The organism is Pseudaeromonas sharmana (assembly GCF_042649925.1).
GTDB classification, from domain to species: domain Bacteria; phylum Pseudomonadota; class Gammaproteobacteria; order Enterobacterales; family Aeromonadaceae; genus Pseudaeromonas; species Pseudaeromonas sharmana.
Window position 1 is genome coordinate 80,116 of sequence record NZ_JBHSAF010000002.1, and the last position, 17,150, is coordinate 97,265.

The window sequence follows — 17,150 nt, forward strand, 5'->3', positions numbered from 1 at the left end:
AACAAAACACCAGTATAACAGAGCGATTTGGTTGGCAGGACTCACGAATTTGAACTACCGCCTGTCAATCAGGTTGTCAGCTCGGAGCGCACGGGTAAGAATACCGAGCTCACTGGCGAAGTGGTGCCAGGCGGCTGACAGGCTATTCCGGGAATTCATTGATGTTAGATCAGGAACGTTTGCGTAAAGTGTTGACCCAGCTTCCGGTTGCACGCCTCAGTCAGGGCTTGTTCCTGCTGCTGTTAGTGCTGTGTTGCCAGCAGTTGGCTACGCTAACATGGCAGTTGATGCCGGCTCCGGCGGCGACGCGAGGCATCAGTTGGAAACCATCTGCCAGCCCGGCCACGGCAAACGCGAACCCGCTTGATGTCCGTGACCTGCTGGCGCTGGCGTTATTTGGCAAAGCAGTCACTCCGGAGACGCAAGCTGCAACCCTGGCATCAACCGAGATGCAGGGCGCGCTGCAGCAAAATGCACCTCGCACCCGCCTGAACCTTACGCTGACAGGATTGCTGGCCAGCCAGGATAACCCGGGCCGCTCGATTGCCATCATCATCAATAATGGCGAAGAGAGTGGTTATGGGGTGGGCGACACCATTACTGGAACTCAGGCCAAGATCCGCGCCATTTTGCGCGATCGGGCCATTCTCTCCAACCAGGGTAAAGATGAGACCTTGATGCTGGATGGTGAAGAGTTCAAGGCACTCGGCGCACCACAAGACAAGCCGGCAGCGTCAGCCTCAGCCTCATCAACGGAACCTGCGGCTGACCTGAAACAACTGCGCAACGAACTGGTGAAAAATCCTGGAAAGTTGCTGGACTACGTCAACATCTCTCCGATCATGAAAGACGGCAAGCTCAGCGGCTATCGGATCAATCCGGGCAAGGATGTGGCGTTTTTCCACCGGATAGGGTTGCAGTCGAACGACCTGGCCACGGCCATCAATGGTTATGACCTGCGGGACAATGCCCAGGCCATGCAGATCATGGGGCAATTGTCGACACTGACCGAAATGAACCTGACTGTCGAGCGCAACGGACAGCAGCAGGACGTCTACATAAAACTGACAGAATAACGAGAAGCGGAGTTGAATCGTCAATGAGAACCAAGGGAATTTCTGCGCTGCTGGCTGCGATTGTGGCGTCGGCACTGCTGGTGGCACCGCAGGCGATGGCGGCCGAGTTTTCTGCCAGTTTCAAGAACACTGATATTCAGGAGTTCATCAACACCGTTGGCAAGAATTTGAACAAAACGATCATTGTTGACCCATCGGTCCGCGGCAAGATCAACGTGCGTAGCTACGACCTGTTGAACGATGAGCAGTATTATCAGTTCTTCCTCAGCGTGCTGGATGTTTATGGTTTCGCGGTCGTGCCGATGGACAACGGCACCTTGAAGGTGGTGCGGTCGAACACCGCCAAAACCTCCGGGATTCCAGTCGTTGATGATGCCGCTCCCGGCTCCGGCGATGAAATGGTCACGCGTGTGGTACCGGTGCGAAACGTCTCGGTGCGGGAACTGGCGCCCCTGCTGCGACAACTGAATGATAATGCCGGTGGTGGTAACGTCGTGCATTATGAACCGTCGAATGTCTTGCTGATTACCGGTCGGGCCATGGTGGTCAATCGTCTGGTGGATATTGTGCGCCGCGTAGACAAGGCCGGGGATCAGGATGTGGATATCGTGCGCCTCAAATATGCATCGGCCACCGAGATCGTGCGTCTGGTGACTGCACTGACCAAGGATGAGGGCAAGACCGGGATGGGGTCATTGCTGACACCCAAGGTGGTTGCCGATGATAGAACCAACTCGGTTGTCGTTTCCGGTGAGCCCAAGGCGCGACAACGGGTACTGCAGATGATCCGTCAGCTCGACAAGGATCAGCAAAGCGATGGCAATACCAAGGTCTACTACCTCAAGTACGCCAAGGCCAAGAACCTGATGGAAGTCCTGACTGGGGTCAGCAAGAGTATCCAGGATAAGAAGACTCCCGGCGGCCAGGCAACGAACAACGACAAAAAGCTGAGTATCGAAGCGGATGAGCAGACCAACTCACTGGTCATCACTGCGCAGCCCGACACGATGCAGGAGCTGGAAAAGGTGATTGCTCGTCTCGATATCCGTCGTGCTCAAGTCCTGGTCGAGGCGATCATCGTCGAAGTTGCCAATGGCAACGATGCCCAGTTTGGCATTCAGTGGGGTAACAGCAATGCCGGCATGGTGCAATTTGCCGATAGCACCACCTCACCGATACCGGTGAGCACCTTTGTCGATGCCATCGGTGATAGCCCGTCTGACTCGTCGACTGCCTCGCTGGCCGGGTTGTCAGGCGCGGCATTGGGTTTCTACCATGGTGACTGGTTCGGACTGGTGACCGCACTGAAGACGGATTCCAAGAGTGATGTTCTGGCGACACCGAGTCTGTCGACGATGGACAATCAAGAGGCTGAATTTAATGTCGGGCAGGAAGTGCCGGTGTTGACCGGGAGTCAGACCTCCACCGACAGCTCGACTGTTTACAATACGGTTGAACGCAAAACGGTGGGCACCAAGCTGAAGTTCAAGCCACAGATCAATGAAGGTGACTCTGTGTTGCTGGAGATTGAACAGGAGGTCTCGAGCGTCGATAGCACCAGCGCCAACAGCAGCCTCGGTTCGACCTTCAACGTTCGGACCATCAAGAATACCGTGCTGGTCAAGAGCGGGGAGACAGTGGTGCTCGGCGGATTGCTGGATGAAAAGACCAATGAGGTCGTCTCCAAGGTGCCGGTGCTGGGTGATATTCCTGTGCTTGGCGAGCTGTTCAAGTCCACCAGTACCGACAAAACCAAGCGCAATCTGATGGTGTTTATCCGTCCGGTGATTCTGCGTGACCCTGTGACCTATTCCGGCATCTCCAACAGCAAGTACACCATGTTCCGGGCCGAACAGCTCGAACGTGCCAGCAAAGGCTTGCGCCTGATGCCGGATGACATCACGACGCCGGTGATGCCGGAGTTCAAGTCGGACACCACCCTGTCTCCCGAGATGCAAAAAGAGATCGAAAACTATCGTGCCCGACAGTCTGACGCGGCCGCAGCTGCTCGCGCCGCTATGGATCAGTAAGGAGTGACGGGGGTGGAGCAGTCATTGGAACAAGATCTCCTCACACCATCAGAGGAGTGGAATGAAGGGGTTAAACTGCACTTCGCATTTGCCCGGGATCGCGGCGTAATTCTCGAAGAAGGGGCCGAGGGCCTGCGGCTGCTGTGCCGCGCCGATGTCACGCCGCAGACGTTACTCGAGGTGCGTCGTGTCGCCGGCGCGGCTTTTAGTGTCGAAGTCCTGGATGCCGAGGCGTTTGACGAGCACCTGATGGCCAATTATCAGCGTGACTCGTCCGAAGCGCGCCAGCTGATGGAGGACATAGGTAACGAGGTGGATTTCTTCACCCTGGCCGAGGAGCTACCAGAGAACGAAGATCTGCTGGATGCCGAGGATGATGCACCGATTATCCGGCTTATCAATGCCATGCTCAGTGAGGCCATCAAGGAGGAGGCATCGGATATTCATATCGAGACCTTCGAGCGCAACCTGATCATCCGCTTCCGCATTGATGGCGTGCTGCGCGAGATCCTGCGTCCGCATCGCAAGCTGGCCTCCCTGCTGGTGTCGCGGATCAAGGTAATGGCCAAACTGGATATTGCCGAGAAGCGGGTACCGCAGGACGGACGCATCGCACTGCGCATCGGCGGCCGTGCCGTAGACGTTCGCGTTTCGACCATGCCATCGAGCCACGGCGAACGGGTGGTGCTGCGTCTGCTGGACAAGAACAATGTGCGTCTTGAGTTGAAGCAGCTTGGGATGACCGCCCGCAATCGCGAGCATATCTCGACCCTGATCCGTAAGCCTCACGGCATCATCCTGGTCACCGGGCCGACAGGTTCGGGTAAGAGTACCACCCTGTATGCGGCCTTGTCGGAGATTAACTCCAAGGACCGTAACATCCTGACGGTGGAAGACCCCATCGAGTATGACCTTGAGGGCATCGGCCAGACGCAAGTCAATGCTAAGGTCGATATGACCTTTGCGCGCGGACTGCGGGCGATCCTGCGGCAGGACCCGGATGTGGTCATGGTCGGGGAAATTCGTGATCTGGAAACGGCACAAATTGCAGTTCAGGCATCGTTGACCGGCCACCTGGTGATGTCAACGCTGCACACCAATACCGCCATCGGTGCCATTACCCGTCTGCGTGACATGGGCATTGAACCTTTCCTGCTGTCGACCTCACTGTTGGCGGTGCTGGCGCAACGCCTGGTGCGGACCTTGTGTCCTGAATGCCGGATCCCTCATCCGCCGACGGAACAAGAACGTCTGCTGCTGGGCGTCGAAGGCGATGACACTGTGGTCATCTATCGTCCCCATGGCTGTGATGCCTGCAACCACTCCGGTTATCGCGGCCGTACCGGCATTCATGAACTGTTGCTGGTGGATGAGACGGTGCGCGAGGCGATTCATGCCGAAGCTGGCGAGTTATCGATTGAGCGTCTGATCCGCGATCATACCCCCAGTATTCGTCGCGATGGTCTGGACAAGGTGTTGCTCGGGCAGACGAGTCTTGAAGAAGTCCTGCGCGTGACGCGGGAGGATTAAGATGGCGGCCTATGAATACGTCGCGCTCGATAGCAAGGGGCGGCGCAAGCAGGGGGTACAGGAGGCCGATTCGGCCCGGCTGGTGCGCCAGATCCTGCGCGAACAGGGTCTGACCCCGCTCGAAGTGACCGAGAGCAGCGAGAAAGTGCGTCGCGAGGCCAGCGGTTTCTCGTTGCTTCGTCCGACCATGAGCTCCGGCGAGCTGGCCCTGGTCACCCGTCAGCTGGCAACGCTGGTCGCCGCCGCGCTACCGATCGAGGAAGCACTCAAAGCCGTAGCTCAGCAATGTGACAAGCCGCGTCATCGGACGCTGATGGCGGCGGTGCGTAGCAAGGTGGTCGAAGGCCATAGTCTGGCCGAGGCGATGTCCGGCTTCCCGTCGATTTTCGATCAGCTCTATCGGGCCATGGTGGCTGCTGGCGAGAAATCCGGTCACCTCGATACGGTGCTCAATCGCCTTGCGGATTACACCGAGCAGCGCCATCAGATGAAGAACAAGCTGATGCAGGCGATGATCTATCCGGTGATGTTGACGCTGGTTGCCATCGGCGTAGTGGCGATCCTTTTGTCGACCGTGGTGCCCAAGGTGGTCGAGCAGTTTGTGCATATGAAACAGCAGTTGCCGCTGTCGACCCGAATCCTGATGGCCTGCAGTGATTTTGTGCGTGATTACGGGCTCTGGGTGGTCATGCTGCTGGTGGCCTTGCTGCTCGGCTTGCGCTGGTGGTTGCGCCACCCTGAGCGTCGGCGTCGCTGGCACCGTCTGTTGTTGCGCCTACCGGTCATTGGCCGCGTCAGCCGAGGGCTGAATACGGCGCGCTATGCGCGCACCTTGAGCATTCTCAACTCGAGTGCCGTACCGCTGTTGGAGGGGATGCGGATTAGTGGCGAGGTCCTGACCAATGATCATGCCCGCGCCGTCTTGACCGACGCGGCAGAGCGGGTGCGTGAGGGCAGTAGCCTGCGGACGGCATTGGAACAGACCCGGCTGTTTCCGCCGATGATGTTGCATATGATCGCCTCTGGTGAACGCAGTGGCGAGCTCGACAACATGCTGGAACGGGCCGCGGATAACCAGGATCGTGAATTTGAGGGACAGGTGTCACTGGCACTCGGGGTGTTTGAGCCCCTGTTGGTGGTCACCATGGCGGTAGTGGTGCTGGGGATCGTCGTTTCCATCCTGCAGCCGTTGATGGATCTGAACAACATGATGAGCCGCTGACCTGAAGGTAGGGCCGTCGCATGATAATTCGTAACAAGAGGACTGGATTGATGACACAAGCTACACAACGACAACGCGGTTTTACCCTGCTGGAAATCATGGTCGTGATCGTGATCCTTGGCATTCTGGCCAGCATAGTGGTACCGAACCTGATGGGTAACAAGGAGAAAGCCGATCGTCAGAAAGCGGTGACGGATATCGTGGCTCTGGAAAACGCGCTTGATATGTACAAGCTGGATAACAGTCGCTACCCGACCACGGAGCAGGGGCTGGAGGCGTTGGTCAGCAAGCCGTCGGGCGATCCTGAACCGAAGAACTACCGTGATGGCGGCTACATCAAGCGCCTGCCGAAGGATCCGTGGGGCGGCGACTATCAGATGTTAAGCCCGGGTGAGCATGGCAAGATCGACGTGTTCTCAATGGGGCTGGACGGTGAAGCCGGCTCGGATGATGACGTTGGCAACTGGAACATGGATCAAAAGTGAAGTCTGTAATGCGTTCCGCCGCCAGTCGCGGTTTTACCCTGATTGAAATCATGTTGGTGGTGGTGATCATCGGCTGTGCGGTGGGAATTGTCGTGTTATCGATCCCCGGTTTTGCCCCGGGGGGAACCGTTGACCTGAAGACGCGAACCGAAAACATGACGGTGCTGATGAATCAAGTCGCGGAACAGGCGCTGCTGGAGGGGCGAACCATAGCGTTGCGTGTCGACCCTGAGGGCTATCAGTTCATGGTGCGCGAGCCGAAGAAAGAGGCGCAGGCGGCCGCCACAGATAGCACGCTGATCCCGACTGCATGGGAGGACCAGGTGTGGGCGCCGTATCAGAACGAAAAGCTGGCCGTCAAAGGCTCCTTCCCCGAGGGAACCAGCGTCGAGCTGGAACTGGGCGGCCTGATGCTTGATAGCGAAGAGCGCACTCTGGGACTGGAGAAACAGGACTGGTTTGGTCGTGATGAGGATCAGGAAAATCGAGAACCGCAGATTCTGTTCCTGCCCGGCGGCGAAATTACCCCATTTCATCTGACGCTGACCGGCGCGGAAGAGGAGGGCAGTGAAACTCAGCCCTTCCTGGCCCAGATCCGGGGCGATGAGAGTGGCAAGGTCCAGTGGCTGGATCGGGCTGCCCTGGCGGCGGAAAAGCAGTGAACCAGTGCCGGGGCATGACGCTGCTGGAAGTGCTGGTGGCACTGGCTATCTTTGCACTCGCCGGTTTGACCGTGGTGCAGACGGTCACCCAGCAGATGTCGGGTCTGGCCGATCTGGAAGAGAAGACCTTTGCCACCTGGGTGGCCGATAACCGCCAGGTCGAAGTGTTATTGACGCGCAACTGGCCCGGCTTATCGTGGATCAATGGCGAAGAAGAGATGGCGGGACGAACCTGGTATTGGCGCTGGAAAGGGGTTGAAACTGCAGATGCCAGCTTCCGGGCACTCGATGTCGAGGTTCGGAGCGAGAAGGAGGCGAAGAATCCCCGTGCGACGCTACGAACCTATGTCTCCCGCTAGGATGCGCGGCTTTACGCTGATAGAAGTGCTGGTGGCGTTGCTGATTTTTGCCAGCCTGAGCCTGGGTGCCTACCAGTTGCTGACTGCGGTGCTGCATAACGACGAGATGGCGCGCGAAAAAGTCGCCCAGCTTGGTGAGCTGCAGCGGGTGTTTGGCATGATGGAGCGGGATTTCAGTCAGATGATCGCGCGCCCTACCCGGGTAAATGGTGAGGCGAGCTCGGCCGTGATCCAGACTGGGCAATTCCAGATGCAGAGTGATGACTGGTCCATCTTGTTTGTCCGAGGCGGCTGGTTCAATCCTGGTGCGCAGTTGCCACGTTCGCAGTTGCAAAAAGTCGGTTACCGACTGCGAGAGGAAAAGCTCGAACGGCTCAGTTATGTCTACCTGGATCCCGTGGTTGGTACTGAGCCGACGGCGACAGTGTTACTCGACGGCGTGAAAAGCTTCCGTCTCCGGTTCTTCCATAACGGTCAGTGGGCTAGTGCCTGGAACAGTACCAGCCAGCTACCCAAAGCGGTGGAGGTCGAACTGGAGCTGACTCACTATGGCAAAATCCGGCGCCTGTTTCTGATTGCCAGCGAGAGTACCACATCATGAGACGGCAACGAGGTGTAGCCCTGTTGGTGGTATTGCTGATTCTGGCGGTGATGATGATGGTCGCCACCAGTATCAGCAGCCGTTTTCAGAGTGCTTTGTTTCGCACCAGTAATCTGGTGAACCAGACCCAGGCGCGCTGGTACGCCTATGGCTCGGAGGCGTTGGTGGCCAAGGTGCTGAATCAAGATATCAAGGACAGCCCTCTGGTCACCCAGCTGGGGCAGTATTGGGCGAGTGAGAATCAGAATTTTCCGGTCGATGGTGGCCTGATTACCGGGCAGGTTGTCGATGCTCAGGCGTGTTTCAATCTCAATGCGCTCGGCAAGACAGAGAGTGGTTTACCTGCCGGGCAGTTGCCGTTTGCCGGCAAGGTCTTCAAGCAGCTGCTGATCCAGTTGCAGGTGGATGACTATGAAGCCGAGCAGATCACTGCGGCGATGATCGACTGGCTGGACAGTGACGATACCCTGTTTTCCAGCCTGGGCGCGGAAGATGCCTGGTATCAGTCGCTGAAGGTGCCTTATCTGACAGCAAACAAGAAAATGAGCGATGTCAGTGAGATACGCATGGTCAGGGGGATATCGCCGGCATTATACCGCCGCTTGTTGCCGCAAGTCTGCGCATTGCCGAACACCGACCTGAAGATCAACGTCAACACCTTGCGTGGCTATCAGGCCCCCCTGATGGCGGCCTTGTTCCTCGGCAAGATGAGCAATGATACCGGGTTGGAGTTGATTCAGGATCGCCCGACAGACGGTTGGCAGCAGGAGGCAGATTTCAAGGGCATGAGCCAGGTGACTGCCGCTGTGACCGGTCTGAGCGAAGTCAGCCAGATCTATTCGGCGGTGGTGGTCAGCAGCTATTTTTTTGAGGCGCGAATGCAGATAGAGATCGATAGCTTGCGTCTGCGGGTCAACAGCCTGTACAAGCGTGCGAACAATAAAGTCAGTGTGATAAGACGGCTGTACGGAGGCCAGGAGTGAACGAAATTCTGCTGATCCGCCTGGGAGCACAGGCCAGTGACGTGATTGATTGGCTGGTCTGGTCGCGCAGTGAACGGGAGATCATCGCCAGTGGAACCCTGGCCGGTGCCGAGGCATTGAGCCAGTTGCAAGAGCGTGCCGGCGGACGGCCGGTCATAGCGCTGGTGCCGGCCGCCGATCTGTTGTTCAAGACAGTGGCGTTGCCCGGTCGTGGTGGCCGTCAGGCACTGAAGGCACTGCCATATCTGCTGGAGGAGGAGGTGGCAACGGATGTCGAATCCTTGCACCTCGTCGTATTACAGCAGCAGGGGAATCAAGTGCAACTGCTGGCCGTCGATCACCAGCGCATGCAGCAATGGCTCGCCTGGCTCAGCGCCGCCGGGTTGACCGCGGAGCGCATCCTCCCGGATGTGCTGGCCTTACCCTTGGCAACCACGGGCTGGAGCGCCGTTGCGCTGCGTGATCTCTGGTTATTCCGCACGGGGGCCTGGTCTGGCATGCAGGTTGAGAACAGTTGGCTCGGCCCTCTGCTGCAAGGTTTCGATCCCCCTCCTGTTATCGTGAGTTACAGTCCGCTTCCCGTTGACGTGCCAGGGGAGTGGCAGAGTGCGCCTGCCGAATTGCCGTTGCATCTGCTGGTGGCAGGGGCGTTGGAGAGCCGGGTGACGTTGCTGACCGGTGCCTACCGTCGGCAACCTGAGTGGCAACGACTATTGCAACCGTGGCGGAAAGTCGGGCTGGCAGTGGCTGTCCTGGCGGCCTTGTGGTTGGGAAACCAGGTGCTGTTTCTACAGCAATTACAGGCCGAAGCGAAGTCGGTTAAAGCGCAGACCGTCACCCTTTACAAACAGTTATTTCCCGGCGAGACCAAGGTCATCAATGCCAAGTCACAGATGACCCAGCATCTGAAGGCACTGGACGGCAAGGGAGCGACGACCAGTTTTGTGCGTCAATTGATGCTACTGGGGCCGGTCTTCGGACAGGTGCCGGCAGTCCGTCCAGATCTGTTGCGTTATGACGCTGCTCGTAACGAATTTCGACTGCAGGCAACCGCAGGGAGTTATCAGGATTTTGACCGTTTCCGTCAATTGGCTGGTGAACAGTTTACGGTCCAGCCAGGGGACATGAAGAGCGAGGGTGGCAAGGTGCAGGGTACCCTGGTATTGAGGAGCAAATCATGAAGCAGTGGTGGTATTCGATTTCGCTTCGCGAGCGGCGTCTGGTGTTGATTGCGTTCAGCTGTCTGCTGCTGGCGTTTCTCTACTGGGGGATGTGGCAACCCTTCCATCAGCATGTCGAGGATGCCCAGCGTCAGCTTAAGGTACAGCAGGAGACGCTGAACTGGATGCAGATGCGTGCCGGAGATGTGGTGGCACTGCGTTCATCCGGGGCCCGTCCGATCGATGTGAACATGACGCTGGAGGCGGTGGCCAATCAGACCGCGCGTCAGCTGGGGCTGAGTTTGACCCGCCTGCAGCCGATGGAGAAGCAGTTACAAGTCGAACTGGCGCCTGTCGAATTTGAGCGCCTGATGAATTGGCTGGTGATTATGGAACGTGACTATGGCGTCACGGCGCGCCTGGTTGAGCTGGCCAGCGAGGGCGGCAAGGGGCTGGTACGGGTCAGACGACTGCAGTTGGGGCGCGAATAAGCGATGAAAAAGAAGATTGTGATCGCCCTGGCGGGGTTGTGTTGTTACCTGCTGTTTTTGTTGGCACAGGCTCCGGCCGCGCGGGTGTTGCCATGGGTAACATTGCCTCCCGGTCTATTGGTGTCCGGCGTCAGCGGCAGCCTGTGGCATGGTCAGATTGAGCAACTGAGTTGGCGTAACCTGGTTTTGAACAAGCTGGAGTGGCGTATTCCGCTCACCAGTGTGCTACTGGCCGATCCGGTGATTGAGTTGACGCTGCACGACCGTTATACGTTGTCCGGTAGCGCGGAGCTGGGCTGGCAAGGGGGGCCGCGGGTGCGGGATGTCGCCCTGAAGGCTGATGCTGACTGGTTGCTGAGTCAGTCGCCGCTGCCCTTGCCCGTAACGGCGAGTGGCAGCATGCAATTGACTCTGGCGGTAGCGCGCCTCACCCTGCAGGGCGAATGTCAGGAGCTGACCGGTCGATTACAGTGGATGCCGGCCGAGGTAACCACCCCGATGGGGGCGTTGCAAGTCGGGCAGGCACAGGCTGACCTGAGCTGTGAGAAAGGGGCGCTGGTGGCCAAGCTGCAACAAACTTCGCAACACTTCTCGCTGGTCGGGCGCGGTGAACTGGATGCCAAACGCAACTATCGTTTTGAGGGCAAGTTGACACCGGGGGCCGATATGCCGCCAGCCTTTGCTCAGAACCTGAACTTTGTTGGTCAGCGCGACAGCCAGGGGGCGATTCGTTTGAATTATGCGGGTCGATTCTGAATCGGCCTTGGGACGCCTATTCACCTCATCATCCGGTGAATAGGCGCTAATCTCGGTATCGAGCGGGTACAGGGCTAGCCTGGCTTGCCAAGGGGGGCTGCCGCGCTGAGCGATGCTAACAACTCGCGGTAGTGATGGATGGCCGGGAAGCCGGGCAATGCCTGGGCCGGGCGCTGACTGTCCGGTGCCAGTATGCCGAGCAGATGGCGGATTCCGAATTGCCGTGCCGACTGCAGGATGCGTAACGAGTCATCAATAAACAGCGTGCGCGCCGGATCAAATCCCAGCGTCTGTTGTAACGCCTGCCAGCAGCCCTGCTCCTCTTTGGGCAACCCAAAACTGTGTGTCGAATAGAGGCCGTCTAGATAGCGATCCAGTCCGGTACGCTGCAGTTTGAGCGCCAAGCTGTCCGGGTGGGCATTGGTAAACAGATAACAGCGGCGTCCACTGGCGCGTAGCTGCTGCAGAAATACTTGCGCATCTTCTCGCCAGGCGATTTTGTCCGCCACTTCCTGCTTCAGTGCCATGATGTCGAGGCCCAGTTCGCGGCGCCAGTGATCGAGACAATACCAACTCAGTGTCCCGGCCACACCGGAAAATACCGGCGCCAGTGTCTGCTGTGCCGTGGCCAGATCCAGTCCTCGGGCGGCCCCCCAGCGTTCCGGGACCAGGTGCTGCCAGAAGAAGTTGTCGAAATGCAAGTCGATCAGGGTGCCGTCCATGTCCAGCAGGACTGTCTCTATCTGTTGCCAGGCGAGCATGTTGTTCCTCGTCTCAGTTGGCTTACAATGGCCTGTCTAGGCTGGTGGAGGCGGCGAGTATAGCCGAACAGGCATGAGTCGGGAAAAGCGTAAACCAGAGATTCTCCGGCGTGAGCTGGTAGCCCAGAGCCGGCTGTTTCGTATCGAGTCCCTGCACCTGAGGTTCGCCAATGGGGTTGAGCGGCAGTATGAACGGATGCAGGGGGGGCACCAGGGTGCAGTCATGTTGGTACCGATCCAGGACGACGGCACCCTGCTGCTGGTGCGCGAGTATGCCGCCGGGACCCACGCCTATGAGCTGGGTTTTCCTAAAGGGGTGATTGACCCTGGCGAAAATGCGGATCAGGCCGGCAACCGCGAGTTGATGGAGGAGACAGGCTTCGGTGCCGGAACGCTTATTCCGCTGAAAGAGCTGACGCTGGCACCAGGATTCCTCGGTAGCAGGATGAGTGTGTTACTGGCGAGAGATCTCTATCCGGAGCAGCGGGACGGCGATGAACCCGAGCCCTTGGAGCGGGTGAGTTGGCCCTTGGCGCAGGCGCAGGCGCTGCTGGCAGAGCCGGAGTTCAGTGATGCGCGCAGCGTTGCCGCCTTGCTGCTGGCGCTGGAGTGGTTGAAAATGCAGCGCTAATTGCACCATTTATGCACAAGAAAATGGTTTCGGTCACTGTGCCGTCAGCGGGGATTACCTACTATGGTGTTGTCTTGAGGCGAAAGCCCGGGTGACAAGGAGTGTCCACCGCTAGTCGTGTGAATCCTTGTGCGAATAACACACAGCTTGTACGGCCCGAACAGGGCCGCTTTTTTGGCAACAGGTTCCAACTGACAGATTAAATAAAAGGCGACCCTCAGGGTCGCCTTTTGTTTTTTCGGCGTTGGACGTGAACTCAGTCGTCGAACTTCTCAATCGGCTTACCCAGCTCCTGCATGATACGCTGGACATCGCTGGGGATGTCATCCGGGCGGTCCTTGCGCAGGTCTTCGTCACACGGCAGTGGCTGACCGGTGAAGGCATGCAAGAATGCCTCGCACAGCAACTCACTGTTTGTGGCGTGGCGCAGATTGTTTACCTGGCGGCGGGTGCGTTCATCGGTCAGAATTTTCAGCACCTTCAGCGGGATGGATACGGTGATCTTCTTGACCTGTTCACTCTTCTTGCCATGTTCGGCATACGGACTGACATAGTCACCATTCCACTCTGTCTTCATGTTTCACCCGTTGACTATTGAATCCCGCGCGATTCTAACCCGTACCGGAAGTAATGGCAATCTGAAGGCAAAGCCATTTAGACGTCTAGAAGTGTTGACGGCCCATGTCGGGCTCGGTAAGGTGTAGCAACAATCCCAGTTTCCAGCACGGTAGCCAGAACAGGAGAGATGTCATGGCCAACTACAAACAGCAGACCCACGCGGTCAAATCAGGAATTGGCGAGGATCACCAGTTCGGATCCGTGGTGCCTCCTATCTACTTGTCGACCAACTATACCTTTGCTGGATATGGGCAGAAACGGCAATACGATTACAGCCGTTCCGGCAATCCGACCCGGGATACCCTGGGCCAGGCATTATCGGCCCTGGAGGGCGGCGCTGGTTGTGTGATTACCGGAACCGGCATGGGCGCCGTCAACCTGGTGGCCAGCGCGCTGTTGCAGGCCGGCGATCTGCTGCTTGCCCCCCATGACTGTTACGGCGGCACCTATCGCTTATTCCAGCATGTTGCCGCGCGCGGTAGCTATCGGGTGCTGTTTGTCGATCAGGGGGATCCGCTGGCATTGGCCGCGGCGTTGGCACAGCAACCCAAGCTGGTCTGGGTCGAAACCCCGTCCAACCCCTTGCTGCGCGTGGTCGACATTCAGGCCCTGTGCGATGCCGCCCATGCCGCAGGGGCGAAAGTGGCCGTCGACAACACATTTCTGTCGCCGCTGTTACAGCAACCCATCAAGCTGGGTGCGGACATAGTGGTGCACTCCACCACCAAATACATCAACGGTCACTCCGATGTGGTTGGCGGCGCTGTGATCGCGGCGACGCCTGAATTGGCGGAGCAACTGGCCTGGTGGGGTAACTGTCTGGGACATACCGGTGGGGCATTTGATGCCTATTTGACCCTGCGTGGCTTGCGCACCCTGGCACCGCGGCTGCGTCAGCACCAGGAAAATGCCGCATCTATCATTGCGTTTTTACAGCAGCAGTCACAGGTAACACGCATCTATCACCCAAGTTTGCCAAGCCATCCCGGACACGAGATCGCCTGTCGTCAACAGCAGGGCTTTGGTGCCATGCTCAGTTTCGAAGTGGATTTTGATCTGGCGCAGATGCAACGCTTCCTTGACGCGCTGGAGTTGTTTAACCTCGCCGAGTCGCTCGGTGGCGTCGAGAGCCTGGTCGCTCATCCGGCAAGCATGACCCATGCCGGTATGGACCCGGAAGCGCGACGAGTGGCCGGTATTTCCGACCAGTTGCTGCGGTTGTCGGTCGGCATTGAAGATGCTGATGACCTGATTGCTGATTTGGCACAGGCGTTTTCTCAGGCCGCAGCCTGATTATTTTCTAGCGAGGAATGTATGCAGCAGTTCACGACGCCACTGGCGCGTCAGGTTCACAAATTTGGTGGTAGCAGTCTGGCCGATCCTGGCTGTTATCGGCGGGTGGCCGGTCTTATTGAACAGCAGGGGCGTGGCGATGAGCTGATCGTCGTTTCGGCTGCAGGCAAGACCACCAATAGGTTGATCCAACTGCTGGATCTGAGCGAAAGCGGCGATCACGCTTTGGCGGCGGTGTTCGGTGCTTTGCAGAGTTATCAACAAGGTCTGATTGACGGCTTGTTGGAGGGAGAACGCCACCTGCAGTTGTCGGCTGCGCTAGCTGCCGATTTGGAGGAGATCACCCGGACGCTACAAGGCGCTATGGATGCGCTGGAGCGCAACCGGCTAATGGCGTTTGGTGAGGTCTGGTCCGCACGGCTGTTGGCGGCCTTGCTGCAGGAGCGTGGCAACCAGGCCAGCTGGCTTGATGCCCGGCGTTTCCTGCTCGCAGAAGAGGCTGCACTGGCGCGTGTCGCCGTGGCCGCATCCCGTGAACGTCTGCAGAGCCTGCTTTCCGAGCTGGGCAGCCAGTATGTGGTGGTCACCGGTTTTATTGCTGCCGACGCCGCTGGGCGCACCCTGTTGCTGGGGCGGAACGGTTCCGACTACTCGGCGACACTGTTGGGCTCGCTGGCGGGGGCTGAAGCCACCACCATCTGGAGTGATGTCGCGGGTGTCTACAGTGCCGATCCGCGGCGTGTCAAATCGGCACACCTGCTGGAACGGCTGTCGCTAGCTGAGGCCAATGAGCTGGCGCGTTTGGGCTCGCCCGTGCTGCACAGCCGCACCCTGCAACCTGTCATCGATAGCCAGCAACGGCTGGCGTTGCGTTGCAGTTACGATCCGCAGGCTGGCTCGACACAAATTCTGCGCCGCAAGTCGCTGGTAAAAGGGGCTCGCATTGTCACGTCGCTGGACCAGGTGGTGCTGATTGAGCTCAAGGTGTTACCGCACCAGGAGTACGGGAGTGTCATCGGCGCCATAGAACAGCAATTAGCGGCCCAGCAGCTCAGCGCCTTGGCCTGTCACGCTCAGCCGGATCGCAAGGTGCTGCGACTGGCCTATACCCCGGAAGCGGCGCCCAACGCGTTTGCATTGCTGCAGGCTTTTCAGTCGGAAGGGGGCTATACCGGACTGATACAACGTGAAGGCTACAGCTTACTGGCACTGGTCGGTGCCGGGGTCTGTGATCATGCCGAGCAGTGTCACCGCTTCTATCGTTTGCTGGCCGAGTTGCCGGTGGAGTTTATTCAGACCAGCAAAGAAGGTATTAGCCTGATTGCCGTGGTGCGTGAGCTGACGTTGGAGCCGTTGTTGCTGTCGCTGCATGCCTGTTTATTTCACCATACCCGCCGGGTTGGGGTGGTGCTATTTGGCCGCGGCAACATCGGCTCGCAATGGTTGGCGCTCTACGCCCGGGAGAAAGCGCGCCTGGAGGCGGCACATCATCTTGAGCTGACGTTGTTTGGCGTGTTCGATAGTCGAGGTGGTCTGTTGGCTGATGGTGGACTCGATCCGCTGCAGATGCTGGACAACTTTCATCCGCAGCCGCAGTCCTGGGCCGAGATCCTGGCGCAGCTGGAGCAGCACAGTTTCGATGACCTGATTGCCATTGATTTGACAGCCAGTATCGAACTCAGCGCTGCCTACCCGGAGCTGGCACAGGTTGGCGCGCATCTGATCACGGCTAACAAGTTTGCTGGTTCGGCACCGGCGGAGATATACCAGAAGGTCCGGCAGAGCTTTCTCGATCACCAGCGGCAATGGCGTTATAACGCCACCGTCGGTGCTGGTTTGCCAATCCAGAGCACGTTGCAGATGTTCTCCCACTCCGGTGACCGAATCCACGGCATCAGCGGTATTTTCTCCGGTACGCTCAGCTGGCTGTTCCAGCAGTATGACGGCACGCGCCCCTTCTCCGAGCTGGTCGAGGAGGCGTGGCAACATGGCTTGACGGAGCCGGATCCGCGGGAAGACTTGTCCGGGCAGGATGTCCGCCGCAAATTGCTGATTCTTGCCCGCGAGGCAGGTTTTGCGCTGGAACCGGAACAGATCAGCCTGCAGAATCTGGTACCGCCCGCGTTGCGTCAGTTGAGCCGAGAGGCATTTATGGAGCGGCTGGCCGAGCTGGATGATCCCGTACTGGATGCGTTTGAAGAGGCACAGCAGCAGCAAAAAATGCTGCGTTATGTCGCGCGTCTGGAGCGGGATGGACGCGCCAGTGTGGGTCTTGAGGCGCTGGAGCCGCATCACCCGTTCGTCAATCTGCGGCCATGCGACAATATCTTTGCTGTCGAGACGGACTGGTACCGCACCAACCCGCTTATTCTGCAGGGGCCGGGTGCGGGGCGCGAAGTGACGGCCGCCGCCGTGCAGGCCGACCTGTGGGCGGTTTGCGCCGCCCTTTGAATGCAAAGGCCCCGGGTTAGGGGCCTCCTCATTTGGCGCTT

At 58.4% G+C, this 17,150-nt stretch carries 17 protein-coding genes; 15 read left to right on the plus strand and 2 right to left on the minus strand.

Annotation, left to right across the window (positions count from 1 at the left end; translation table 11 throughout):
- Nucleotides 1–161 precede the first annotated feature (161 nt).
- From gspC to ACFOSS_RS03855, 12 genes are read left to right on the plus strand one after another with little or no spacing between them, the layout of a single operon-like run.
- Nucleotides 162–1,076 (plus strand): type II secretion system protein GspC, encoded by a 915-nt coding sequence (gene gspC / locus ACFOSS_RS03800; protein ID WP_377150729.1) that lies wholly within the window; start codon nt 162–164, stop codon nt 1,074–1,076.
- 23 nt (nt 1,077–1,099) lie between these two features.
- Entirely contained in the window at nt 1,100–3,106 is a 2,007-nt protein-coding gene (gene gspD, locus ACFOSS_RS03805) for a type II secretion system secretin GspD (RefSeq protein ID WP_377150730.1), read from the plus strand.
- A gap of 24 nt (nt 3,107–3,130) precedes the next feature.
- Nucleotides 3,131–4,636, plus strand: coding sequence for a type II secretion system ATPase GspE (gene gspE / locus ACFOSS_RS03810; protein WP_377150986.1), 1,506 nt, complete (start codon nt 3,131–3,133; stop codon nt 4,634–4,636).
- 1 nt (nt 4,637) lies between these two features.
- A complete protein-coding gene (gene gspF, locus ACFOSS_RS03815; protein ID WP_377150731.1) occupies nt 4,638–5,858 on the plus strand; it encodes a type II secretion system inner membrane protein GspF in 1,221 nt (406 codons plus the stop codon).
- A 50-nt stretch (nt 5,859–5,908) separates the two neighbouring features.
- Nucleotides 5,909–6,343, plus strand: coding sequence for a type II secretion system major pseudopilin GspG (gene gspG, locus ACFOSS_RS03820; protein ID WP_377150732.1), 435 nt, complete (start codon nt 5,909–5,911; stop codon nt 6,341–6,343).
- Nucleotides 6,340–7,005, plus strand: coding sequence for a type II secretion system minor pseudopilin GspH (gene gspH / locus ACFOSS_RS03825; RefSeq protein ID WP_377150733.1), 666 nt, complete (start codon nt 6,340–6,342; stop codon nt 7,003–7,005). Before gspG ends, gspH begins: the two co-directional genes overlap by 4 nt.
- The gene (gene gspI, locus ACFOSS_RS03830; protein ID WP_377150734.1) at nt 7,002–7,364 is read left to right on the plus strand and encodes a type II secretion system minor pseudopilin GspI; all 363 of its coding nucleotides are present in this window, start codon (nt 7,002–7,004) and stop codon (nt 7,362–7,364) included. The genes gspH and gspI overlap by 4 nt, the downstream gene beginning before the upstream one ends.
- Entirely contained in the window at nt 7,351–7,965 is a 615-nt protein-coding gene (gene gspJ, locus ACFOSS_RS03835; protein ID WP_377150736.1) for a type II secretion system minor pseudopilin GspJ, read from the plus strand. Before gspI ends, gspJ begins: the two co-directional genes overlap by 14 nt.
- Nucleotides 7,962–8,948 (plus strand): type II secretion system minor pseudopilin GspK, encoded by a 987-nt coding sequence (gene gspK, locus ACFOSS_RS03840; RefSeq protein ID WP_377150737.1) that lies wholly within the window; start codon nt 7,962–7,964, stop codon nt 8,946–8,948. Before gspJ ends, gspK begins: the two co-directional genes overlap by 4 nt.
- On the plus strand, nt 8,945–10,129 hold the full coding sequence (gspL, locus tag ACFOSS_RS03845; protein ID WP_377150739.1) for a type II secretion system protein GspL: 1,185 nt from the start codon (nt 8,945–8,947) through the stop codon (nt 10,127–10,129). The genes gspK and gspL overlap by 4 nt, the downstream gene beginning before the upstream one ends.
- The gene (gene gspM, locus ACFOSS_RS03850; protein ID WP_377150740.1) at nt 10,126–10,599 is read left to right on the plus strand and encodes a type II secretion system protein GspM; all 474 of its coding nucleotides are present in this window, start codon (nt 10,126–10,128) and stop codon (nt 10,597–10,599) included. Before gspL ends, gspM begins: the two co-directional genes overlap by 4 nt.
- Before the next feature lie 3 nt (nt 10,600–10,602).
- Nucleotides 10,603–11,355 carry a type II secretion system protein N gene (locus ACFOSS_RS03855; RefSeq protein ID WP_377150741.1) on the plus strand — a complete coding sequence of 251 codons (753 nt, stop codon included), beginning with the start codon at nt 10,603–10,605 and terminating at the stop codon, nt 11,353–11,355.
- Between the two features lie 74 nt (nt 11,356–11,429).
- Here ACFOSS_RS03855 and yrfG read toward each other — a convergent pair whose 3' ends face one another.
- Nucleotides 11,430–12,116: a GMP/IMP nucleotidase gene (yrfG, locus tag ACFOSS_RS03860; protein WP_377150742.1), complete on the minus strand. Its 687-nt coding sequence runs from the start codon at nt 12,114–12,116 to the stop codon at nt 11,430–11,432.
- A 73-nt stretch (nt 12,117–12,189) separates the two neighbouring features.
- Between yrfG and nudE the strand changes: the two genes are divergently transcribed.
- Nucleotides 12,190–12,747, plus strand: coding sequence for an ADP compounds hydrolase NudE (nudE, locus tag ACFOSS_RS03865; protein ID WP_377150743.1), 558 nt, complete (start codon nt 12,190–12,192; stop codon nt 12,745–12,747).
- A gap of 256 nt (nt 12,748–13,003) precedes the next feature.
- Here the strand turns inward: nudE and metJ are convergent, their stop codons facing one another.
- Nucleotides 13,004–13,324 carry a met regulon transcriptional regulator MetJ gene (metJ, locus tag ACFOSS_RS03870; protein WP_377150745.1) on the minus strand — a complete coding sequence of 107 codons (321 nt, stop codon included), beginning with the start codon at nt 13,322–13,324 and terminating at the stop codon, nt 13,004–13,006.
- Between the two features lie 173 nt (nt 13,325–13,497).
- Between metJ and metB the strand changes: the two genes are divergently transcribed.
- Both metB and ACFOSS_RS03880 read left to right on the plus strand, forming a co-directional pair.
- Entirely contained in the window at nt 13,498–14,658 is a 1,161-nt protein-coding gene (gene metB, locus ACFOSS_RS03875) for a cystathionine gamma-synthase (RefSeq protein ID WP_377150747.1), read from the plus strand.
- A gap of 21 nt (nt 14,659–14,679) precedes the next feature.
- The gene (locus ACFOSS_RS03880; protein WP_377150748.1) at nt 14,680–17,109 is read left to right on the plus strand and encodes a bifunctional aspartate kinase/homoserine dehydrogenase II; all 2,430 of its coding nucleotides are present in this window, start codon (nt 14,680–14,682) and stop codon (nt 17,107–17,109) included.
- The last annotated feature ends 41 nt before the right edge of the window (nt 17,110–17,150 follow it).